Source organism: Nisaea denitrificans DSM 18348, from assembly GCF_000426505.1.
Taxonomy (GTDB): Bacteria; Pseudomonadota; Alphaproteobacteria; order Thalassobaculales; family Thalassobaculaceae; genus Nisaea; species Nisaea denitrificans.
In genome coordinates this window covers 142,660-164,516 of record NZ_KE384531.1, presented here as the reverse complement: position 1 = coordinate 164,516, position 21,857 = coordinate 142,660, and the positions used below count along the sequence as shown (strand labels likewise).

Below are 21,857 nucleotides of genomic sequence, written 5' to 3'. Positions count from 1 at the left end.
GCCCCGCCTTTGCAGGCGGCTTTGACACAGATCAACGGCCGGAATGAAAACGGCGTTATTTTTGAATGCGTTAACTGATCCAGATCAGTTAACTGGCAGAGTGAAGAGAGCGAGAGACGGGCTGCTCAGCCGCCACTCACTCCACCAGCTCCCTCTTGATCGCCCGGGCGAGGAACTTCGAGTAGATCCGCGCCTGCGCGAAGCTGCCACCGGTGTACCAGAGGCCGGGCTGCGGGGTCGGAGTCCACATGTTGTTGAGTTCCTCGATCTCCGGATCGATATCCCAGACCTTGCCGACCCGGTCCGCCACCGCATCACCAAACAGCACACGGGTCATGTGGTCCTGGCCCTTGTAGCCGGTGGCCAGCACGATCAGATCCGCCTCGCGCGGTGTGCCGTCCTTCATGCGCAGTCCGCCTGCCTCGAAATGCTCGATATCCGCATTCTGGATCAGGCCGATCCGGCCTGCCGCCATCAGGTCCGAGGCGCCGACATTGAAATAGTAACCGCCGCCACGGGTGCGGTATTTCAGCGGCCAGCCGGTGCCCCCCTCGCCGAAATCGAGCCGGAAGCCAACCTTCTCCAGACCGTCGAGCAGCGGCTTGTCGATCTCTTTCACCTTGTCGGTGATGATCTTGTGGGCGACGCGGACCAGATCGAAGGGGGTTGCCAGGTTGATAAGATCCCGGTCCTCCCAGCTCGGCCCCTCGCCCCAGTAGATGCCGTCATAGAGCTGCGCGCTCGGCTCGATATTGACGATCAGGGTCGGGCTGCGCTGGACGATGGTGACGTCGGCATCGTTGCCTTCGAGATCCTGCGCGATGTCATGCGCGCTGGTGCCGGTGCCGAAGATGGTGACCCGTTTGCCCTTCCAGTCGGAGCCAGCGGTGAACTGGCTGGAATGCAGCACCGGGCCCTTGAAGCGGTCGATGGTCGGGATCTCCGGAATATTCGGGGTGCCGCTGACGCTGGTCGCCATGACGATATGGCGCGGCCGCATTTCCCGCACCGTTCCGTCCGCCAGTGTCACCTGGGCGGTCCAGCAGCCGGCTTGTTCATCATATTCCGCGCCCTCGAAGGAGGTCTCTGTCCAGAAATTGATGTCCATCGCGTCGACATAGGCTTCCAGCCAGTTGGCGATGCGGTCCTTCGGGATGTAAGTCGGCCAGCCTTCCGGGAAGGGCATGTAAGGCAGATGATTGCTGTGAATGTAGTTGTGCAGCCGGAGCCCGTGATAGCGCAGCCGCCAATTGTCTCCGACCCGCTTCATCCGGTCGACCACAAGCGTATCGACATCAAGCCGGTTCAGCCGTGCCGCTGTCGTCAGTCCGGCATGGCCGCCGCCAACAATCAGCACTTCGGGATCACGGTCCGCGTAGGCCCGCTCCTTCTCGCGCCTGTCGAGCCAGTTCGGGCCATGGAAGTTCGGGTTGAAGGCAGGGTCGTCATTCTGCTCGAAGATCCGGGCTTCCTCGAAGCCTTTTATATCCTCGAGCGCTGTCATGAAGACCCAGGCGCGCGGCGTATCGGACGGGTACTTGATCCGCACCAGACCAAGGCCGATGCCCTTGTCCGTTTCGAAGGACAGGAAACCCTCGATCACGGACGCTCCCGCCCGCTCGACGATGCGGGGAGCGACATGATCCTCTGCGATGGAAAAGCTGCCCAGACCCTCGCCTGCCGCTTCCGCCAGAAACCGCTCGGCGATCGCCGTATTACCCGGGACTGTCCGCTGCTGCCCGGACAGGATCAGCACGTCACGCCAGTAGCCGCCCGCGTCGAAACAATCGGCAAGTGCACCGGCGTCCGGCGCCGCCAGGGCCGCGTTCAGACCGGCGATCCAGCCCTCCAGTACCCCCGTGACGTCGGGTTCCGTCATCCGGTTCATCAAGCATCCTCCCTTTGGTCTTTTCCACAAGACTAGAAGCCGTTCGGAAGGGTGTAAACGCGACTGGAAGGCGATTTCACGCCTCAGAATAGAACAACCGGAGCCAGGAGCAGGCGCTTAGCTGCCGCAACCCCGGCGCGACAGAAGATTCGACGCGGCGAGCGCACCGATAACCACGAGCACCGCCCCGACGGCAACCCCGGAGGAAATCGGCGTCACGTCGAACAGGGCGAGCAGAAAAAGCGATGCCAACGGGGTCATATAGGCGATGCCGGAGATCAGGGCGGTTTCATTCCGCCCCGTCCTGCTCGCCTGGTCCCAAAGAGCATTGGAAAGTGTCAGAGGAGCGATACCGATCCCCACAATCGCCAGCCACTGGGTCTGACTGAGCTCCGTCGGTGCCTCGAACAGGGCATGCGCGCTGAGCGCCATGATGGCAAGCAGGCCCATGGACGGACCGATCACGTCCTGGGCTTCACGCCCCTGCGTCCGGATGGCCGCATAGATTGCGAAAGTCAGGCCGCTCAGGAAGGCGAGGAGAATACCTCCCGGATCGAGGCCGCGCTCAAAGGTCGGCCCGATCGCCAGCGCCGCCCCGGCAAATCCAATGATAATTCCCGCCGAACGCGTCAGACTCAGCCGTTCCCTGCGCAAGTGGGCGATGATCAGTACCAGCATGACCGGCCAGAGATAAGAGATCACATTCGCTTCGGCGGGGCCGATCCTCGGCATGGCAAAGAGATAGAGCGCATTGTTCGCAAGCAGGGCCAGCGCGACGAACGCGACCGTGCGCGGCGGCGTTTTCAGATATGGCTTTGCCCGCCCGCGCAGTGCCGCAAGCGAGAAGGAAACGGCAAACCCGATCACAGCGGCCAGTCCGAAAACGAGAAACGGTGGAGCCGGGCTCGCCAGAGTGGCCAAGGTCGGCCAGGTTGCCCAGAGCAGCACCGCCCCGAACGCGAAGGACGCGGCCCGTGCCCGGGGGCCCAAAGGCGGAACCATATCGAGCGAAAGGCGCGAGCGGAGAACGAGTATGGCTGTTTGGTCTGTCATCCTCCTAAACTAGCCCAACTCCCTGCGCTGAAGGCAAGCACTCGCATAGCCAGCCGATGAGGCGACGACTGAAATTGCCCCTGACGCGCTATTCCGACGCGGTTCAGGCGTCACCACCGGTCAGGGCTCCAATCGCTCCATCACCTCTTCGGCAATTGCCAGCGAGGAGGTCAGGCCCGGAGACTCAATGCCGTAGAGATTGACCAGACCCGCAACGCCATGATCCGCCGGCCCCTGGATCATGTAATCGACGGCAGGTTCCCCTTCCGCCTGGATTTTCGGGCGGATGCCCGAATAGGCCGGGGTCAGGCTGTCGTCGGGCAGGCCCGGCCAGTATTTCCGGACCGCAGCGTAAAAGCTGTCGGAGCGGCGCGGGTCGACGTCATAATTGATCTCGTCGATCCACTCGACATCCGGGCCGAACCGGGCCTGGCCGCCGAGATCCAGCGTCAGATGGACGCCGAGCCCGGCCGCTTCCGGGGCCGGGTAGATCAGGCTGCTGAACGGCGCCGAGCAGCCGGTGAGCTGATAGTAGTTCCCCTTGCAGAAATGCTGCGGCGGGATGGCGTCCGCCGGAAACCCCTCGATGGTGCGCATGATGCTCTGGCTGTGCAGGCCGGCGGCGACCACCACCGTCTTCGCCGTCAGTGTCATGCCGTGCAGACCGCCAACGCGCAGCTCGACACCGTCCTCCGTTACCTTCCCGCCCTCAACGCGCGAGAGGAAGGCGATCATGCCGCCATGCTCTTCCAGATCGCCCTGCAGGGCCAGCATGTATGAATGGCTGTCGATCACCCCCGTCGACGGAGACCAGAGCGCGGTGACGCAGCGCAGATCAGGTTCGCGCGCGGTGACCTCGTTATGGGACAGGAATTCGAGATCGTGGACGCCGTTCTTCTCCGCCCGCTCCTTGATCTGCTGCAGGGCCGGGATCTGGTCCTCGGAGGTGGCGACGATCAGCTTGCCGAGGCGCTTGTAGGGCACGCCGTGGCTCTCGACATAGTCGTACAGCAGCGCCTTGCCGCGCACGCAGACATCGGCCTTCAGGCTGCCCGGCGGGTAATAGATGCCGGCATGGATGACCTCGGAATGACGTGAGCTGGTCTCGGAGCCGATCAGGTCATGCTGCTCCAGCACGATCACCTCGCGCCCGGCCATGGCCAGCGCCCGGGCCGCCGCAAGGCCGACAACGCCCGCCCCGATCACCACTGCGTCGACTAAGTCCGACACGCCTTGTTCCTCCGTTTTCTCGGTCGTCATCCCGGACTTGATCCGGGACCTTTTTGATCATGAGGCCCTGCCCGTCATTGACGTACCGAGGGACGGTATCTTTCGCCAAAAGGTCCCGGATCAAGTCCGGGATGACGGCCTTATTGATTGATTATGGGGTTAGAACGGCACCTCGTCCGCGTCAACTGACGGTGTTGGAACAGGTGCCGTCCCGAAAAAGGAACGGGTCTCCGCCACCGCCTCGGCGAGCCCGCAGCGCCGCACCTCAACACCTTCCGGGAAGGCACCGAGCAGCCGGGTCGGCATCATCGGGTCGAGCAGCACGAAAACGCCCCTGTCGTCCGCCCGGCGGACCAGCCGGCCGAAGGCCTGCTTCAGCTTCAGCCGTGTCAGCATGTCCGTGTAGCTGCCACCGCCAAATGCCGAGCGGCGGGCGCGATAGAGGATATCCGGGCGCGGCCAGGGCACCCGGTCGAAGACGATCAGGCGGAGCGCGTTGCCGGGCACATCGACCCCGTCCCGCACCGCGTCCGTGCCGAGCAGGCAGGCGTTCTCCTCTGCCCGGAAGATATCGATCAGTGTGGAGAGGTCGAGCCCGTCCACATGCTGGGCATAGAGCGGCAGATCCGCCTCGTCGATGGCTCCGCCAATCCGCCGGTGCACCTCGCGCAAACGCTGGATCGCGGTGAACAGGCCGAGCGCGCCGCCGCCAGAGGCAAGAAACAGCTCCCGGTAGGCAGAGGCGACCTGGGCCATGTCGTCCTTGCGCACATCGTTGACGATGAAAACGCGCGTCCGGGTCGGATAATCGAACGGCGAGGCAACGGCGGCATGCACCGCCGGCGCATCCAGCCAGACAGCTCCGGTCCGTTCCTCCGCCGCCTGCCAATCGCGGAAATCGTTACCGGTGCCGTCCCGCAGGGTGGCCGAGGTCATGACCACGCCCTGGGCCGGCTTCACCACGGCTTCCGCAAAGGGGCGGCCCGGATCGATCCAGTGCCGGTGCAGGCCGAGATCCATGTCCCGCCCGTCACTCCGGTCGATCTCCAGCCAGTCGACATATTCCGCCGGGGTTTCATGCGCCAAAGCCTTCAGCATGTCGCGCCAGGCACCAAGGGTCATCTCACCGCGTCGCTGCAGGGAGCGGGCGACGGCCTCAATGCGCAGACGCATGGCGCTTTCCAGATCCTCCGCATCCTCGTCCAGCCGGTGTTCCAGCCGCTTCTTCAACTCCTTCAGAGGGGTCAGGATACGGGCCAATGCGGCATCCAGCGCCTCGGCGGCGTCCAGCAACCCTTCCACCGGCGGATGCGTGTCCGTCTGCATCGAATAGGGGCTGTCCGGCTGTTCGGTGCGGGCATAGACTTGGGAGCGTACCAGTGCCAGGAAACGCTCCGTCTCGCCCTTTGTCTCGCCCTCGGCGATGCGGGTCAGCCAGCCCTCGCCCGGCAACACGCGGGCGGCATGCATCACGGCTTCCAGCGCTTCCAGCGCCGTCTCGTCATCGGCGATCAGATCCTCAACGCGCTTCTTCAACCCACGCGCCCGGCCGGACCGGCGGCCCTCCGCGCCGATCAGCCAGCGCCGCAGCTCCACCGTCTCGATTGCCGTCAGATGCGCTGAAAACGCGCTGTCCGCCGCATCGAACACATGGTGCCCCTCATCGAACACATAGCGGGTCGGTAGCGCCCCGTCGTCGATGCCGCCAAGCGCCGCCTGGATCATCACCAGCGCATGATTGGCGACGACGATCTCGGCCCGGCGCGCCCGGCGCACGGATTTCTCGATGTAGCATTTGGAATAATGCGGGCAGGCGGAATAGATGCATTCGCCGCGCCTGTCAGCCAGCCCGACAGTGCGCCCGCGCCCGAGCAGGTCGGCCAGCCAGGCCGGGAAATCACCGCCCTGCACATCCCCGTCCCGCGTCACCTCCGCCCAGCGCGCCATCAGGCCGAGAGCGGTGCCGAACTGCGGCATGGTCGGCAGGGTGTTCACCGCCTCTTCCAGATTGAGCAGGCAGAGATAATTCTCCCGCCCCTTGCGCACCACCGCCTTGAGCGCCTTGCGCACCGGGTCGGGATAGAGCCGGTCCAGCTCGCCGTCGATCTGGTGCTGCAAATTGCGGGTGTAGGTCGAGACCCAAACCGCGCCTTCGTTCTTCTCCGCCCAGACGCTGGCGGGCGCGATATAGCCGAGGGTCTTTCCGACGCCGGTGCCCGCTTCCGCCAGCACCACATTCGGGCGCCGCTCTTCTTCGCGCGGCATGAAGGCGGCGGAGACGGCGGAGGCGTAATCCGCCTGGCTCGGCCGCGCTTCCGCTCCGTCGCCAAGCAATGCCGCCAGCCGCTCCCGCGCTTCCGCATCGAGGACGGGTTTGTTCCCGGCAGGCGGCTCCGGCGCATGCTCGGACCATTCCTCCAACCGGCGCCAGACCTGCAGCCCGCTCGGCCGCACCGGTCCCGGTGGCGGTAATTCCCCGGCACCCAGCGCATGCAGCACCGCATCCCCCCAGCCCCAGCCGCAATTCCGCATGGTCTCGGCAATCGGCCGGGCGCTCGGGTCCCGGTCCCTGTCGGCAAGTTCCGCCAGCAGGGAGGCGGCGGCCGATGACAGAACCAGCGCCTCGTCCTCATGGTCCTGTGGCGGCGCCAGCATCAGCGCCTCGGCGAGGCCGCGCGGCGTCGGCAGACAGAACTGGGCGGGGCGGACAAAGGCGAAGAGTTCAAGCACGTCGATTGCGGCGATTCCGTCGAGCCGGAGCCGCCGGGCGATGGCGCGGGCATGGGCGACGATGCAGGGGCCTGAGCGCAGCCGGCCGGCCGCTTCCTCGTGGCTGATCTGTTCCAGATCACCGTCCGTCCCGAGCCAGACCGCGAAACGCGGGGCGAGGACAAGGCTCGGCAATGAGGGTATACGGATCTCGCGCTCGGAGGAGGTCATCCCCTCCCTTTATCAAGGCCGCGCCGGGTTTGCCAGAAGTGCTTGGAGCCTGCATTCTGTGCCCGCCCGAAGTGAGGAAAAAAGATCATGTTCGCGAGCCCTGCGATCCCGGATGAAAAAGCGACGGCGCTGATCCAGTGGCTGATCTATCAGGCATGGGAAAAAGCGCCTAACGAGGAGCTGGTCGCGGCGACGGCGGAACGGATCGTTGAGGCCGGGGTGCCGCTCGATCGCTGCCGGGTGGCGATGTATACGCTGCATCCGGAAATCGGCTCGCTGATGTTCGACTGGGATCGTGCGGAGAACACTGCCGTCACCGGCCACCGGCACGAGATTGCCTATAGCCGGGACGAATCCGAGGAATGGAAAGCCAGCCCGCTGCGGCACATGATGGCGACCGGTACGCTGCGCCTCCGGCGGCGGCTCACCGGGCCCGGGGCCGAGCTGGATTTCACTGTCTTCGAAGAATTCCGCGACGAGGGTTTCACAGATTATTACGCCTGCATGTTTGGCGGCGCGGAAGCGCTGCGCCTGATCCGTGAGGGGGAGCGCAGTTGCGGCGCTCTGCTGCGCTGGCTGACGCGCCACCCCGACGGTTTCTCAGAGCATGACATTGCCTTCATCGACAGCATCGTTCCGGCCCTGACCTCGGCCATTCAGGCGCATCTCGATCAGGAGATCGCGGCGAACCTGCTGGATGCCTATGTCGGCCCGCTGGTCGGCGGCCGCATCCTGAAGGGCGAGATCCGGCGCGGCATGGCGGAAAGCCTGGATGCCGTGCTGATGATCGCCGACCTGTCCGATTTCACCAGCGTCAGCGACATCGTCTCGAAAGAGGAGATGGTCTCGGCGCTCAACCGCTATTTCGATGCCATGCTGGCGCCGGTCCATGCCGCCGGCGGGCAGGTGCTGAAATTCCTCGGCGACGGGTTCCTCGCCATCTTCCCGTTCGAGCCGGGCATGCAGCGCGAGGTCGCGCAGAAAGCCCTGGAGGCCGCGACAGAGGCTCTGACCGCCGTCGATGCGCTGGCCGAAACCGAGGCGGATCTGGAGCGTCCGGCCATGGGCCTCAACGTGGCGCTGCATCTGGGAGAGGTGATGTTCGGCAATGTCGGCTCCCGCGACCGGCTCGACTTCACGGTGATCGGCCCCGCCGTGAACGAGGCCAGCCGAATGGAAAGCCTCTGCCGTTCGCTCGGCACCGACATCATCCTGTCGGAAAGCATCGCCACCCTTCTGCCGGAGCAAACCCGGTTGCTGACCCGGATGGACCTGCGCGGCGTGAAGGGCGAGCGCGCGCTCTATGCTCCGCTCCCCGCAACCACGGGAGCCGTGCGATGAGCGAGCCGAAATTCGACACCATCGACCGCGCCATCCTGACCTTCATCCAGAACAACGGCCGCGCCGCCTATGCCGATATCGGCGCCCATGCGGGTCTCTCCGTCTCCGCCGTGAACGAACGACTGAAGAAACTACAGGCCGCCGGCGCCATCCGGGGCTATGGCGCCATCCTGGAGCCGGCAGCCATCGGCCTCGAAGTGCTCGCCTACGTCTCCGTTCTGATCGACTGGAGCGCCCATAACGACGCTTTCCTAGAAGCGGTTCTCGCGATGCCGGAAGTGCTCGAATGCCACCACGTCACCGGCGACTGGTCCTACCTGCTGAAAATCCGCACCCGCTCCAACGACGCGCTGGAAGACGTGATCTCCAACCGCATCAAGCTGCTGCCGGGCGTGACGAGAAGCCAGACGGTGATCGCGCTGAAATCCCCAAAGGAAAGCGCAGTCCTGCCGGTGTGATTGGCAACGCAACGACTTACGCGTCACCCAAGGACAAGCTGGAAAACGCATCAACATCAGACAGGTACTTACTCGCCCCCATTCTCAGTCTCAGTTGATTGCCCCACCACCGTGAACCGTGGTGCATGCAACCCAATCGGGACTTAGCGCACATAAATCGGCTCTTTGGTCCTGCCGCCCGTTGCCGACAGGTGGTGAACTCTCCGATACGCCTCTTCGACGAACCGGGTGTATTCAGGGAACATTGCGGCGTCGCAATTTTTCACACGATGGCGTAATGTCTGACGGTAATACCGCAACGCTGCAACGTTTCGAGATAGACCCGACGCCTTTCTCACAAAATCAGCTGGACCGGTCGCAATCAACTCCGGCAAACCCGCTACGTTGAGAATCGATGACGCAACGCGTTGGGCCAAGACATCATCCAGAAAAGAGACGACCGGAACGCCCATTGAGAGCGCTTCCCATGTCGTCACGCCTCCGGAATCGGGACTGGTATCCAACGCGACATCAACCAGCCTGTATGCGTCCAGGTGATCCCGTTGGTTTGTCCTGCCCAAGAAGGTAAGCCGCGCCGGATCAATACCTCCTTCTTGCATATAAGACTCGACGACATGCCTCCATGCCGGGGATTCGGAAGAGGAACATTTCAACAGCAGACGAGTGTTTTCCGAGGCGTGCAAGATTTCCGTCCATAATCCCAACGCGGTTTTTGTGATCTTGATGCCACGGTTGAAGCTTCCGAAGGTTGCTACCTTGTTCATGAGAACTGGCGGATCAGAAACATCCGGCAGGTCATTCGGCAGCATGAACGGGACCGCACTCGGAAGATAAATCAGGGTTTCCGAAAAATATTCGGCAGCTTCCGGCGGAGCATATACTTCGTCCATGATGAAGTAATCCATCGACGAAAGCCCTGTTCCGTGAGCGTACCCCCAAGCGGCAATCTGTATTTTTGCGGGACGAAGTGAAAAAACCGGAAGGCGGTTTCCGGCCGAATGACTACTTAGATCGATCAGAATATCGACGCCGTCTGCCTTTATCTGACACGCCACATCAATGTCGCTCATATTGGATATATCTCTGAACACATCGACAAAACTAATAATGTCTTTGGTCTTTTCATCTCTGAGCGACGAGTTCGAATACGCCAAAATTTCGAATTGGTTGCGGTCATGATTGAGGATGACAGGACCGAAAACAGAAAACGCGGAATGCTCGCGAAAATCGGCCGATACATAGCCGATCCGAAGTTTGTGGCGGGTTGATTTCTTCAAAGACGCTGCAGATCCGGCGACCATCGCGGCATCTTCTTGCAGCGCAGCTTCATGCCGTGCCCAATGCTTCCGGCGAAAGTCTTGCCCTTCGGCAATGCTCCACGAGAGAAGGTGATCAAGCCTGAAGATGACGCTGGAAGTAAGTTCGGGATCTTCAGGAGATATTTCCAGCAGCAATTTGAGACATTGCGCCGCTTGGTCAAACTCTCCAAGTGCTTTGAGGACGTGATATCTGTTGTTCAAAGCGGAGAATACGGACGGGTCGGAGACAACCGCGCGCTGCAACACTCTGTTTGCTGTATGCAACGCCCCCGCGTCCTTATGCAGAACGCCCACGATTTCCAACCCTGTCGACGTCCCTGGATCGAGACAGATTTCTCGAATGGCCGCTTTCAGTGCCCCAACCGTATCGCCTCGCCCCGCGAGAATTTTAGAGAAGACCCGATGAGATCTCGCAGTGCCGGGACTCACATATATGGCACGCCTGATACACACACATGCTTGATCAGGATCACCATTAAGGAATCTCGTAACAGCGAGATTGGACAAACTCTTGAGTTCGGAAGGGTTTGACAGCAAGGATTTTTTTAGGCTGATCAAACTTGGCGGTTGAAGCGGTTTTGGTGCATCGCCCAAATTTCCTGATGCGGGAATCGAGCTGTTTTGGCCCAGGCTGCTATCTTCCAAAACCTTCAACTCCAGGGCGGATAAACGAGGAAACAACAGAGCATTCAAGCCCGCCACTTTCTAATAAAGATGATATTTGGGTCGCGTCAATCTGACCGACGTTGTGAAACCCTCAGCACGCGCTCCAACGACGCGCTGGAAGACGTGATTTCCAACCGCATCAAGCTGCTGCCGGGGGTAACAAGGAGCCAGACGGTCATCGCGCTGAAGTCACCGAAGGAAAGCGCGGTCCGGCCGGTTTGAGGGTTCTGGAACCCCCGGAACTCCCACCGCAATCCGCCCGGCTTGAATCAGTCGGGTTCAGGAAGCGGGATGTAGTGAATGTCGAGCCCGGTCGTATCCAGGCCATCGCCGCGCTGGACCCATTCGCATTCGGTGTAGCCAATCAGCCCGCTCGGCTCGCCGTCCTTCCGATCTGACAGCGGCAGAAGAATCCGTGCCCCAAGAGGAATGCGTTCGGCCGCAGCATAGACCAAACCGGACATGTAGACGATGTCGCCGTTCTCGGCGAGTGGGCGCCATCGCTCGCGAACGACGGGCACTGATCCGGGAGGCAATATCTCGTCGAGGTTGACGTGCCGCATCGAGTGTCTTTCAGTGAACCGGGAAAAGATGTCTTCGACCTCGTTTCCTGCGACCCGGTAGCTGTATTTCTCGGTTTCGCGGTCGTAATCGACCAAAAAAAATCGGGATAAAGCCCAAGAAATGTCGATCGGGTCGATATCGGTACGGCTCGGCATACGGCGCCCGTCACACCTCGATAACCAATAGTCGGCGATCCGGCGCAGGTTGGGTTCGGCTATCACAGAAAGATCGAAGAACTCGGCCCTCGAATAAGTGGCGATATCATTGGTCGTGGCGCCCCGGTAGGTCGCTTTCCCCGTCGCCGCTGCGCTTCGGTTCATTTATTCAAAGCCTCATTCTTCAGTCGCTTATTCTCTGGGCATAGAGTGACCCGTCCAGATCGATGAAAACCCACTAACAACGAAGAGTGAATATCAAATTAATCACGCTTTTCTGACTTGAAGACAGCATGCTCCGGTTCTGCAATTCGAGACTCTGAAGTCCGGGTTATACGGCACGGCTCTGCGTCAAATTACTGTCAACGCAGTTCGCACTAGCGGCCATTCATGCCGCCATTCATTCCCTGCACACCGTTTATCGACGCGCATTCAGCCGCCAGAATACACTCAAAACAAGACCGGTCCGCGCCCAGGGGAGGGCCATCCAGAATGACACCGACACTCGACAGTATCCTCGCCCTGCTCGCCATGGCCCTGCCGCTGATGGGCAGTCCCGGCCCCTCCATCGTCGCGGTGACGGCGAACGGGGCGGCGTTCGGGGTGCGGGCCAGCCTGCCCTTTCTGTTCGGCATCTATGCCGGGGTCTTCACCGTGCTGTGCCTGACCGCGTCCGGCGTCGCCGGGTTGCTGCTCGCCCTGCCCGGTGCCGGCCCGGTGCTGGTCGGTGCCGCGGTGCTCTACATGCTCTATCTGGCGTACAAGATCGCCACCGCCCCGGTACCCGGCATGAATGCCGACGCGGGCGCCGTCGCGCCGGGCTTCATGCCGGGCTACGGTGTCTCGCTGGTCAATGTGAAGGCCTACACGGTGTTTACCGCGCTCTATGCCGGGAACGTTCTGATCGAGACGGACCCGATCACCGACACTCTCTTCAAGCTTGGCGTGCTGACCTGTATCATGCTGTTCGTGAACGGCACCTGGCTGGTGTTCGGCGGTGTGTTCGCCAGCTTTATCCGGTCGCCGAGAATTGGCCGGGCCTTCAACATTGTCATGGCGATATTGCTGCTGGTCTCGGTCGCGCTTGCGGTAAAGCCGTGAATACGGCCTAACTGGCACTTGCTCTTACCTCCACACGTCTGGATCCCGCGTGTCCCTTTTTCTCTTTGTCAGCACGGCCCTAATCTGGGCCACGGGGGCGTTTGTCACGACCCTGCAGGCCGGTATCGTGCCGATTCCGGTTTCGGTCGGCTATCGCATGCTGCTGATGACTGCCGCCATGCTTGTTGTGATCTTCGCGACACGCACCCCGCTCCGGATACGCCGGGAGGACGTGCCCTGGCTGGTGGTGCACGCGGCGACCTTCTTCGCCCTGAACTTCATCTGTTTCTACAACGCCACGACCTATATCCCGAGCGGCGTTGCGACGCTGGCCCTGTCCACCTCGCCGATCATCGCCACCATCATCGGCTTTCTGATGCTTGGAGAGACCGTGCGACCACGCGCCGTCCTCGGCATGGTGATCGGTATCGGCGGACTCGGCGTGATCGTCGCACCGGACATTGCCGGTCTCTCCGGCGGCTCGACATTGCTATTCGGAATGCTCTGGGGGCTCGGGGCGTCGTTCGGCACCGCGGTCGGGACCGTCATCGGCGCCCGCAACCACCGCGCCAGCGTCCCACCCTTCGCCGCGAATTTCTGGGGCGCCCTCGGCGGCGCCATGATCTGCCTCGCGGTTGCCGGCGTAGCCGACCAGCCCTTCACCTTCGACTGGTCGCTGCGCTATGTCGGGTCCCTGCTCTATCTCGGGATCGCCGCGTCCTGCGTAGCCTTCCTGATGTTCTTCAGCTTGGTCACCCGGATCGGGCCCGGTCGGGCAGCCTATATCTTCACCGTTGTGCCGGTGATGGCGCTGCTGATCTCGACCGTCCTGGAAGACGTGGCGCTGACCGCAGCGATCGCCGGCGGCACGGCCATGATCCTGACCGGCAACGTGCTTGTCCTGAAGCGCTAACCGGGCCTGACACTATCCGGAGCGGCGCCGATCCTCTTCCAGGGCTTTCTCGTCCCAGACCTGAACAAAGCGCATCTGGCTCGAATTGATCTCCAGCGCCGTCAGCACACCCGTATTCACCGCGCCCGTATCGATACCGATGCGGTGATCGTGCACCAGCGGCTCCCCATGGTTCCACTCGACCGTGTGGCCATGCACAACGGTCAGCTCGAACGGCCAGACGTCCGGGTGGAGGAAGGGATCGCGAATCCAGCAGAGCGTTTTCAGGGTCTGCGCATTGAGTGGCTGGCGCGGATCGATACCTGCATGGACGAAGAGGTAATCGTCGACGCGGTAAGTGACCGACATATTCCTGATAAAGTCCAGCACCGGCTCCGGCAGGCGCCGCCGGGTCTGCATGATCATGTCGCGGGCGCCGACCAGCCGGCTGATACCGAGACTGTGCCAGGTCTCCTCGCCGCCATTGGCGCCCCAGAACCGGAGGTCTTCATCCTCGAGTGTGCCGTCCACTGCCTGCCGCAGCCAGTAGTCGTGATTGCCGACAAGGCAGATATCCTCGACCGGCTTTTTGGTGAACGCGCTCAGACCGCCCAGCGCAAGGCCGAGCACTTCCAGGCTGTCCGGCCCCCGGTCGATCAGATCGCCCAGCAGGATCGCCGTCACCCGCTCCGGTTTCAGCCGGGCGACATCCTCCGCAATCGCTTCATAGAGCGCGGTCAGCAGATCGGCCCGGCCATGCACGTCGCCGATCGCCACCACCATATGCCCGTTGCTGACCTGCCGCGGTACTTCGCGCCATTCATAGCGGCGTATTTCAAGTTGCGAGTCCAGTTGGCTCTCCAGCTTCGATTTCGACAAAGGGCATCTTAGGGCGACAGATCACCATCCTGTCCAGACCGCAAATCGACGCGTCCGGGTGCCGCATCGAAGAGAGGGACGGCGCCGCCCCATAATGGCTATGATGCGCCGGGCCCACGGACAGAGCTTTGATCGCATGGAAAATTACGGGACACCGATTGTGCGAAAGGTGCCGCTTCTGGCAGGCCTCGTTCTGTTCTGTATCATGCTGCTGGCAGACCCGCCGGCGGCTTTCAGTCCCGCCGGGTGGACCGCCATGGCCGTCGCTGTCCTGATGGCGGTCTGGTGGATCGGCGAGGCATTGCCGCTGCCCGCGACAGCCCTTCTGCCCGTTCTGCTCTTCCCCTTGCTCGGGGTCACGGGTGCGAAAGAGGCGGCCGCGCCGTACGCGCATCCGCTGCTGTTCCTGTTTCTCGGGGGCTTTCTGCTCGGCGCGGCAATCTCCGGCTCGGGGCTTCACAAGCGGCTCTCCTTCACCATCCTGCGGCTGACCGGCACCGGAAGCAGCCGGCTTATCGCCGGGTTTCTGCTGGCCGGCGCCCTGCCCTCGATGTGGATCAGCAACACGGCCAGCGCGATCATGCTGCTGCCCGTCGCCCAGGCAGTTCTCACCGGGGCGCCGCCACGATGCCAGAAGGCACTGCTCCTGGCTGTGGCCTACGGCTGCTCCATCGGCGGCGTCGCAACCCTCATCGGCACCCCGCCGAACGCGATGCTTGCCGCCTATCTCGATCAGGCACATGGCCAGGCGCTCGGATTCGGGGAATGGATGCTGGTCGGCCTGCCAGTCAGTTTCCTGCTGCTTGCGCTGGCCTGGCTGGTCCTGAGCCGGCTTGCCTTCGGCACGGTCGAGCAGCTTGAAGCAGAGGCTATGCCTGCGCCGCCGGGTCCAATGACAGTCCGGGAGAAGCGCGTGCTCGTCATCCTGACCCTGACAGCGCTGGCATGGGTTTTCCGACCCGCCCTCGCTGTCTATTTCCCGGCGCTCAGCGATACCGCGATCGCGCTCTCCGCCGGTCTTGTCCTGTTCGCAATTCCCTCGGGAGAAGAACGCCGTCCGCTGCTGACCTGGGAGGAAGCACGCGGCATCCGGTGGGGCGTTCTGCTGCTGTTCGGCGGCGGCCTCTCACTCGCCTCGGCCCTGACCGAAACCGGCCTGGCCGCGACACTTGCCGCTTCTCTGTCGGATATGACCGGGGACCTGCCCGCTGCCGCGGCGACCGGGCTTTCAGTGCTTACGGTTCTGCTGACAACGGAACTTGCAAGCAATACCGCATCAGCGGCTGCTTTCCTGCCGGTCATGGCCGGGCTGGCCCAAGCGCTCGGGCTGCCCCTTTTCGCCCTGCTGGCTCCGGTGACCATGGCCGCGAGCTGCGCCTTCATGATGCCGGTGGCAACGCCGCCGAACGCCATCGTTTTCGGCGCCGGCGGGCTGCGTGTCGCGGACATGGTCCGCGCCGGTATCTGGATGAATGCCGGCGCGGTCGTTGTTCTGACCGCGCTCGGCTGGGTGTTGCTGCAGCTCGCCTAGATGCGGTTGACCGCGCTCATGACGGCCCGGATCGGTGCCATGGTGATCGAGGTATCGATACCGACCCCGAACACGCTGCGGCCGTTCGCATCCGGCACATTGAGCTCGATATAGGCCGCCGCCTCGGCTCGCGAGCCGACAGAGCGCGTGTGCTCGGTATAGTCCTTCAGCCGGAAATTGAGCCCGAATTCATGGCGCAATCCGTTCACGAAAGCCGAAATCGGACCGTTGCCTTCGGCCTCGACCACATGATCCTTGCCCTCATGCTTCACCACCGCCGTGATGTGCTCGCGCTCGTTCGAGCCTTCCAGCGATCTGGACTTGAAGGACACCAGGCTGAAAGGCGCGCCCGGCTGATGGATGAATTCCGCATCGAAGGTCGACCAGATGGTCTCGCTGTCGATCTCCTTGCCGGTTGCATCGGTGATCTTCTGGATCGCCTGGCTGAACTGGGCCTGTGCCGGCTTCGGCAGCTTGATCGCGTGGTCGGTTTCGAGCAGGTAGGCAACCCCGCCTTTACCAGACTGGCTGTTGACCCGGATGATGGCCTCGTAATCACGCCCAATATCCTGCGGGTCGATCGGCAGGTAGGGCACTTCCCAGTGCGGATCGTTCGCCTTGCGGATCGCCTGCATGCCCTTGTTGATCGCATCCTGGTGCGAGCCGGAGAAGGCCGTGTGCACCAACTCGCCCGCATAAGGGTGGCGGGGATGGATCGGCAACTGGTTGCAATATTCCGCCGTCTCCATCAGGCCGTTGATGTTGGAGAAATCCAGCTCCGGATCAACGCCCTGGGTGAACAGGTTCAAACCCAGAGTGACCAGATCGACATTGCCGGTCCGCTCGCCATTGCCGAACAGGGTGCCTTCGACCCGGTCCGCACCGGCCATGACCGCCATTTCCGTCGCCGCGATGCCGGTACCCCGGTCATTATGCGGATGGACACAGAGGATGATCGAGTCTCGGCGGGTGAAATTCCGGTGCATCCACTCGATCTGATCGGCATAGATGTTCGGGGTCGACATCTCGACCGTCGAGGGCAAGTTGATGATCACCGGGTTCGCCGGCGTCGGCTGCCAGACATCCATCACCGCTTCGCAAACTTCCAGCGCGTATTCCAGCTCGGTGCCGGTGAAGCTTTCCGGAGAATATTGCAGGCGCACCTTCGTGCCGGCCTCTTCCAGACGGGCGAGCCGGTCCTTGACCATGATGGCGCCTTCGACGGCGATCTTCTTGACGCCTGCCTGGTCCTCATTGAACACAACCCGGCGCTGCAGCTCCGAGGTCGAGTTGTAGAGATGGACGATAGCGCTCCTGGCGCCCATCAGGCTTTCGATGGTCCGTTCGATCAGATGCTCGCGGGCCTGGGTCAGCACCTGAATGGTCACGTCATCCGGGATCAGGCCGCCCTCGATGATCTCGCGGACGAAATTGAAATCGGTGTCTGACGCGCTCGGGAAGCCGACTTCGATTTCCTTGAAGCCCATCTCGACCAGCGTCTTGAACATCCGGTGCTTGCGCACGCTGTCCATCGGATCGACCAGCGCCTGATTACCGTCCCGCAGATCGACGCTGCACCAGATCGGTGCCTTGTCGATGATTTTCGAGGGCCATGTCCGGTCCGGCAGATCGACCCGGGAATAGGCGCGGTATTTTTCGATCGGCATGTGGTTCATCACTTCAACTCCCATGGGCGGCGCATTTTCCTGTGAGCGCCTGCCCGTTTTCAACATTCAAATTCTATTCCTGAATGCGCGCGTCCTTCGAATCGTGCCTGCAAAAAGGCCGACGGAGAAGAGTCTCTGTTCGATTGTGTGAGGCGGGATGGTGATCCATCGGCAACGCATCAGCACGGCTCAAGCATAGACGAGCGACGTGACCCGGACTCTCTAAAGAGCCGGGATCCTAAGTCGTAGCGCCAAGCCGAGGTGCGTGTGCGTCAACATATCGCGCGAAAAATAGCCAGAATCCGGTATACCAGTCAAGCCAAGAGCGTGCGGATTGACCTGGATCATTAATCCCGGTTGAAAAACACAAGAGACTGAAGCTGCAAAAACCGGGAGAGAGGCCGTGAACCTCTTCGATATCTGCCGCAACGAGCTGGACCGGATCAAGGCCGAGGACCGCTATCGCGTGTTCGCCGATCTGGAAAAGCAGGCGGACAAGTTCCCCTATTACAAGCACCACCGGGACGGCGGCGTGGAGCAGGTTCTGGTATGGTGCTCGAACGATTATCTGGCGATGGGGCAGAGCGATGTGCTGCGCAGCGCAGTGCATGAGGCCGTGGAACAAACCGGCGTCGGCGCCGGCGGTACACGCAACATTTCCGGCACCAGTCACTATCATGTCGCGCTTGAGGAAGAACTCGCGGACTGGCACCAGAAGGAAGCGGCCCTGCTCTTCACCTCCGGCTATATCGCCAACGAGGCCAGCCTTTCGACCTTGCTGAGCGCGTCGCCGAACATGGATGTGTTCTCCGACCAGAAGAACCATGCCTCGATGATTCAGGGCATCCGCAAGGGCAAGGCCCGCAAACATATCTTCCGGCATAACGACCTCGCGCATCTGCGCGAGTTGCTGGAAGCGGCCGATCCCGAAAGCCACAAGATGGTCGCCTTCGAGAGCGTCTATTCAATGGACGGCGATATCGGTCTGATCGAGGAAATTTGCGATCTCGCGCATGAATTCAACGCGATCACCTATCTCGACGAAGTCCATGCGGTCGGCATGTATGGGCCGCGCGGCGCCGGCATCGCCGAGCGGGACGATGTGCTGGACAAGGTTGACCTGATCGAGGGGACGCTGGGCAAGGCCATCGGCGTGCATGGCGGTTATCTCGCCGGCCCGGCCCACGTGCTGGATTATGTGCGTAGCGTCGCGCCCGGCTTCATCTTCACCACCTCCCTGCCGCCGATGGTCGCCGCCGCGGCCACCGCAAGCATCCGTCATCTGAAGGAAAGCGGTCAGGAGCGGGCGATGCAGCAACGTCAGGCCGCCCGCCTGAAGGAAGCGTTCCGGGAGGCTGGCCTGCCGGTAATGCCGTCGGAAAGCCACATCGTGCCTTTGCTGGTCGGCGATGCCGCCAAAGCCCGCGAATTCTCAAACCGGCTTCTGTACGATCACAATATCTACGTGACGGCGATCAACTATCCGACTGTGGACAAGGGAACCGAACGCCTGCGCTTCACCCCGACACCGCGCCACACAGACGCGATGATCGCGGAGCTGGTGGATATACTGGTGCCGATGTTTCAGGAAGCGGGTATCCGGAAGAGCGCCTAACGAAGCTCAAAATCTAACCGTCATCCCGTCGAAAGACGGGACCCAGGGATCGAAGAGCTGAGCTCCATGTTCATCTGGGTCCCTGCTCTCCGGCAGGGATGACGATTTTGTTTGATGCTCGCAACAGCCCGCTTAAACCCCGAGTTTTTCCTGGATCAGCGCCGCATTTTCATCGAGCTCGGCAGTCGTGCCCGTCCAGACAACCTGGCCCTTTTCGACCACATAATGCCGGTCCGCGATCCGCTTCAAATCATCGATGTTCTTGTCGATGACAAGGATCGCCTGACCCGCCTGTTTCAAACGCTCCAGACAATGCCAGATCTCCTGACGGATCAGCGGGGCCAAGCCCTCGGTCGCTTCGTCCAGGATCAGAAGCTTCGGGTTGGTCATCAGCGCCCGGCCGATGGCGAGCATCTGCTGCTCGCCGCCGGACAGCAGGTTGGCCATCGACGTCATCCGGACTTCCAGCTCCGGGAACATCGCCAGCACGCGCTCGACCGTCCATGGGTCCCGGGAATTAAACCGGTTCGCAGCGGTCGCTATGAGGTTCTCGCGCACACTGAGGTTCGGGAAGACCTGGCGGCCTTCCGGCACCAGCCCGATGCCGTAGCGGGCGATCCGGTATGCCGGCGCCCTGGTGATGTCGTCCGCCTCGAAGACGATGCGGCCTGAAGAAGGCCGAACGATCCCCATGATCGAATTTACGGTCGTGGTCTTGCCCATGCCGTTCCGCCCCATCAGCGTCACGACCTCGTTCGAGCCAATCTTCAGGCTCATTCCGAACAGAGCCTGACTGGCGCCGTAGAATGTCTCGATCTCTTCAACTCTCAACATCACGCCACCTCGTCGCCGAGATAGGCCCGGCGCACGGCCTCGTCACCGCGAATCTCCTCGGGTGTCCCGGTCGCGATGACGCGACCGTAGACCAATACCGAAATCCGGTCCGCCAATGCGAAGACCGCGTCCATATCGTGCTCGATCAAGAGCATGGTCTTTTCGCCTTTCAGACTGCGCAGGATCTCCACCATGCGCTTGGATTCCTCCACCCCCATCCCGGCCATCGGCTCGTCAAGCAACAGCAGGACCGGTTTTGTCGCCAGGGCCATGGCAATCTCAAGCTGGCGGTGCTCACCGTGGGACATTGCCTGAGCAACGTCATTGGCTCGGTCCTGAAGCCCGACAGCCGCAAGCGCGGCCATTGCCGGCTCCGTCAGAGCCGGATCCTTCCGGGCCGCCCGCCAGAACCGGAACGAGTGTCCGGCGTGGGCCTGAACCGCGAGCGCAACGTTCTCAAGCACGGTCATATCCAGCATCAGGCTGGTGATCTGGAAAGACCGGGCAAGACCGAGCAGCGAACGCTTGTAGGCCGGCGTGCGTGTCATGTCCCGCCCGTCAAAGCGGATCGTGCCGCCGTCAGGATCGATCTCGCCGGACAACTGGGAGATCAGCGTGGTCTTGCCGGCACCGTTCGGGCCGATAATCGCATGCAGCTCCGACTGCCGGACATCGAGATCGACATGATCCGTCGCGGCAATCCCGCCATAACTCTTGTAGAGGTTCCGGACCTCGAGAAACGCGCCGCTCATGACCGTCCTCCGATGCCGGATTTCATACCGAGCCAGCGGAACATTCCGTTGATGCCCCCGCGGGTGAAGATCACCACCAGGATCAGCATCGCTCCGAAGGGAAAGTGCCAGTACTGGGTCAGGCGGGAGAGATATTCCTCCAGCAGGATGAAGACCGCCGTGCCAAGCACCGGCCCGAACAGGCTGCCCGCGCCGCCGAGCACGACCATGAAGATCAGCTCGCCTGAATGCACCCAGTCGCCCATCTCGGGCGTGATGAAGTTGGTGAAGTTACCGAGAAGCGCTCCGGCATAGCCGCAGATAGCGCCGGAGATCACGTAGCAGACAAGGCGATACCGATAGGTCGGAAACCCGACGGCCTGCATCCGGCGCTCGTTCCCCTTGGCGCCGGAAATCACCATGCCGAAACGGGAATGCACGATCCTGTAGACCAGCCCCAACACTGCGATCAGTGAGACCAGCACGAAGTAATAGAGGGTGAAATTGTCCTCTATATCGAGCAGCCCCGCGAACTCGCTGCGCATGTTGATGGTCAGGCCATCGTCAGCCCCATATTCCTCGATCGACACGAAGGTGAAATACACCATCTGTGCGAAGGCCATGGTGATCATGATGAAATAGACGCCTTTGGTACGCAGAGCGATGGCGCCAGTCACGAGAGCGACTGCCGCCGATGCGAAGATGGCGATGGCGAACTGCAGAAAGCCGTCATAGATATCGTAATAGGCCGGGATACCAACGGCATAGGCGCCAATCACCAGATAGGCTGCATGACCAAAACTGACCATCCCGCCATAACCGAGAATGAGGTTGAGGCCGACCGCAGCGATGCTGAGGATCATCAGGCGCATGAACAGATCGATCAGGAAGATGTTGTCGACCCATTCGGCAAGTAACGGCAGCAGAGCCAGAAATGCCAGCCCGGCGACCATGACGTAGGCCGGAAGGCCCGTTCTGATTAGCGATGTCATT

At 61.9% G+C, this 21,857-nt stretch carries 17 protein-coding genes; 6 read left to right on the top strand and 11 right to left on the bottom strand.

The features are described 5' to 3' along the window. Window positions 1-136: 136 nt before the first annotated feature. The 4 genes from K328_RS0117735 to K328_RS24705 form a co-directional block, all read right to left on the bottom strand. Window positions 137-1,888, bottom strand: coding sequence for a flavin-containing monooxygenase (locus K328_RS0117735; RefSeq protein WP_084608385.1), 1,752 nt, complete (start codon window positions 1,886-1,888; stop codon window positions 137-139). 117 nt (window positions 1,889-2,005) lie between these two features. After that, entirely contained in the window at window positions 2,006-2,941 is a 936-nt protein-coding gene (locus K328_RS0117730) for a DMT family transporter (RefSeq protein WP_028467113.1), read from the bottom strand. Window positions 2,942-3,061: 120 nt separating this feature from the next. Next, window positions 3,062-4,201, bottom strand: a complete 1,140-nt coding sequence (locus K328_RS0117725) for an NAD(P)/FAD-dependent oxidoreductase (RefSeq protein ID WP_051285072.1) — start codon at window positions 4,199-4,201, stop codon at window positions 3,062-3,064. A 129-nt stretch (window positions 4,202-4,330) separates the two neighbouring features. Beyond that, window positions 4,331-7,111: an ATP-dependent DNA helicase gene (locus tag K328_RS24705; protein ID WP_036554868.1), complete on the bottom strand. Its 2,781-nt coding sequence runs from the start codon at window positions 7,109-7,111 to the stop codon at window positions 4,331-4,333. An 87-nt stretch (window positions 7,112-7,198) separates the two neighbouring features. On the opposite strand from K328_RS24705, the gene K328_RS0117715 reads away from it, so the two are divergent. Together K328_RS0117715 and K328_RS0117710 are read left to right on the top strand one after the other, a co-directional pair. After that, window positions 7,199-8,452 (top strand): adenylate/guanylate cyclase domain-containing protein, encoded by a 1,254-nt coding sequence (locus K328_RS0117715; RefSeq protein ID WP_028467111.1) that lies wholly within the window; start codon window positions 7,199-7,201, stop codon window positions 8,450-8,452. Continuing rightward, the gene (locus K328_RS0117710) at window positions 8,449-8,910 is read left to right on the top strand and encodes an Lrp/AsnC family transcriptional regulator (RefSeq protein ID WP_028467110.1); all 462 of its coding nucleotides are present in this window, start codon (window positions 8,449-8,451) and stop codon (window positions 8,908-8,910) included. Before K328_RS0117715 ends, K328_RS0117710 begins: the two co-directional genes overlap by 4 nt. 143 nt (window positions 8,911-9,053) lie before the next feature. Here the strand turns inward: K328_RS0117710 and K328_RS24700 are convergent, their stop codons facing one another. Continuing rightward, the gene (locus K328_RS24700; RefSeq protein ID WP_156901457.1) at window positions 9,054-10,874 is read right to left on the bottom strand and encodes an O-linked N-acetylglucosamine transferase, SPINDLY family protein; all 1,821 of its coding nucleotides are present in this window, start codon (window positions 10,872-10,874) and stop codon (window positions 9,054-9,056) included. A gap of 290 nt (window positions 10,875-11,164) precedes the next feature. Next, on the bottom strand, window positions 11,165-11,779 hold the full coding sequence (locus tag K328_RS0117695) for a PAS domain-containing protein (protein ID WP_028467109.1): 615 nt from the start codon (window positions 11,777-11,779) through the stop codon (window positions 11,165-11,167). Window positions 11,780-12,106: 327 nt separating this feature from the next. Here K328_RS0117695 and K328_RS0117690 point away from each other — a divergent pair, with 327 nt between their 5' ends. Then, on the top strand, window positions 12,107-12,715 hold the full coding sequence (locus tag K328_RS0117690; protein ID WP_028467108.1) for a LysE family translocator: 609 nt from the start codon (window positions 12,107-12,109) through the stop codon (window positions 12,713-12,715). Window positions 12,716-12,764: 49 nt separating this feature from the next. Continuing rightward, window positions 12,765-13,628: a DMT family transporter gene (locus K328_RS0117685; protein ID WP_028467107.1), complete on the top strand. Its 864-nt coding sequence runs from the start codon at window positions 12,765-12,767 to the stop codon at window positions 13,626-13,628. Between the two features lie 12 nt (window positions 13,629-13,640). On the opposite strand, the gene K328_RS24695 is transcribed toward K328_RS0117685, so the two are convergent. Continuing rightward, window positions 13,641-14,486 carry a metallophosphoesterase gene (locus K328_RS24695; protein WP_051285068.1) on the bottom strand — a complete coding sequence of 282 codons (846 nt, stop codon included), beginning with the start codon at window positions 14,484-14,486 and terminating at the stop codon, window positions 13,641-13,643. A gap of 94 nt (window positions 14,487-14,580) precedes the next feature. Between K328_RS24695 and K328_RS0117675 the strand changes: the two genes are divergently transcribed. Continuing rightward, the gene (locus K328_RS0117675) at window positions 14,581-16,017 is read left to right on the top strand and encodes an SLC13 family permease (protein ID WP_051285066.1); all 1,437 of its coding nucleotides are present in this window, start codon (window positions 14,581-14,583) and stop codon (window positions 16,015-16,017) included. Here the strand turns inward: K328_RS0117675 and leuA are convergent. Further along, a complete protein-coding gene (leuA, locus tag K328_RS0117670; protein ID WP_028467105.1) occupies window positions 16,014-17,693 on the bottom strand; it encodes a 2-isopropylmalate synthase in 1,680 nt (559 codons plus the stop codon). The genes K328_RS0117675 and leuA overlap by 4 nt on opposite strands. A gap of 394 nt (window positions 17,694-18,087) precedes the next feature. On the opposite strand from leuA, the gene hemA reads away from it, so the two are divergent. Then, window positions 18,088-19,299 carry a 5-aminolevulinate synthase gene (gene hemA / locus K328_RS0117665; RefSeq protein ID WP_036554866.1) on the top strand — a complete coding sequence of 404 codons (1,212 nt, stop codon included), beginning with the start codon at window positions 18,088-18,090 and terminating at the stop codon, window positions 19,297-19,299. Between the two features lie 132 nt (window positions 19,300-19,431). On the opposite strand, the gene K328_RS0117660 is transcribed toward hemA, so the two are convergent. Genes K328_RS0117660 through K328_RS0117650 form a run of 3 tightly spaced genes read right to left on the bottom strand, consistent with a single transcriptional unit; the run spans window position 19,432 to window position 21,856 of the window. Beyond that, window positions 19,432-20,133 (bottom strand): ABC transporter ATP-binding protein, encoded by a 702-nt coding sequence (locus K328_RS0117660; protein WP_028467103.1) that lies wholly within the window; start codon window positions 20,131-20,133, stop codon window positions 19,432-19,434. Continuing rightward, window positions 20,133-20,885, bottom strand: coding sequence for an ABC transporter ATP-binding protein (locus tag K328_RS0117655; protein ID WP_028467102.1), 753 nt, complete (start codon window positions 20,883-20,885; stop codon window positions 20,133-20,135). Before K328_RS0117655 ends, K328_RS0117660 begins: the two co-directional genes overlap by 1 nt. Continuing rightward, a complete protein-coding gene (locus K328_RS0117650; protein ID WP_028467101.1) occupies window positions 20,882-21,856 on the bottom strand; it encodes a branched-chain amino acid ABC transporter permease in 975 nt (324 codons plus the stop codon). The genes K328_RS0117655 and K328_RS0117650 overlap by 4 nt, the downstream gene beginning before the upstream one ends. Window position 21,857: the final 1 nt, after the last annotated feature.

Excerpts from the sequence above, each read along its gene's own strand:
- K328_RS0117735 (WP_084608385.1), bottom strand. The coding sequence starts at position 1,888 with ATGAACCGGATGACGGAACCCGACGTCACGGGGGTACTGGAGGGCTGG.
- K328_RS0117730 (WP_028467113.1), bottom strand. The coding sequence starts at position 2,941 with ATGACAGACCAAACAGCCATACTCGTTCTCCGCTCGCGCCTTTCGCTC.
- K328_RS0117725 (WP_051285072.1), bottom strand. The coding sequence starts at position 4,201 with ATGACGACCGAGAAAACGGAGGAACAAGGCGTGTCGGACTTAGTCGAC.
- K328_RS24705 (WP_036554868.1), bottom strand. The coding sequence starts at position 7,111 with ATGACCTCCTCCGAGCGCGAGATCCGTATACCCTCATTGCCGAGCCTT.
- K328_RS0117715 (WP_028467111.1), top strand. The coding sequence starts at position 7,199 with ATGTTCGCGAGCCCTGCGATCCCGGATGAAAAAGCGACGGCGCTGATC.
- K328_RS0117710 (WP_028467110.1), top strand. The coding sequence starts at position 8,449 with ATGAGCGAGCCGAAATTCGACACCATCGACCGCGCCATCCTGACCTTC.
- K328_RS0117695 (WP_028467109.1), bottom strand. The coding sequence starts at position 11,779 with ATGAACCGAAGCGCAGCGGCGACGGGGAAAGCGACCTACCGGGGCGCC.
- K328_RS0117690 (WP_028467108.1), top strand. The coding sequence starts at position 12,107 with ATGACACCGACACTCGACAGTATCCTCGCCCTGCTCGCCATGGCCCTG.
- K328_RS0117675 (WP_051285066.1), top strand. The coding sequence starts at position 14,581 with ATGGCTATGATGCGCCGGGCCCACGGACAGAGCTTTGATCGCATGGAA.
- leuA (WP_028467105.1), bottom strand. The coding sequence starts at position 17,693 with ATGAACCACATGCCGATCGAAAAATACCGCGCCTATTCCCGGGTCGAT.
- K328_RS0117660 (WP_028467103.1), bottom strand. The coding sequence starts at position 20,133 with ATGTTGAGAGTTGAAGAGATCGAGACATTCTACGGCGCCAGTCAGGCT.
- K328_RS0117655 (WP_028467102.1), bottom strand. The coding sequence starts at position 20,885 with ATGAGCGGCGCGTTTCTCGAGGTCCGGAACCTCTACAAGAGTTATGGC.
- K328_RS0117650 (WP_028467101.1), bottom strand. The coding sequence starts at position 21,856 with ATGACATCGCTAATCAGAACGGGCCTTCCGGCCTACGTCATGGTCGCC.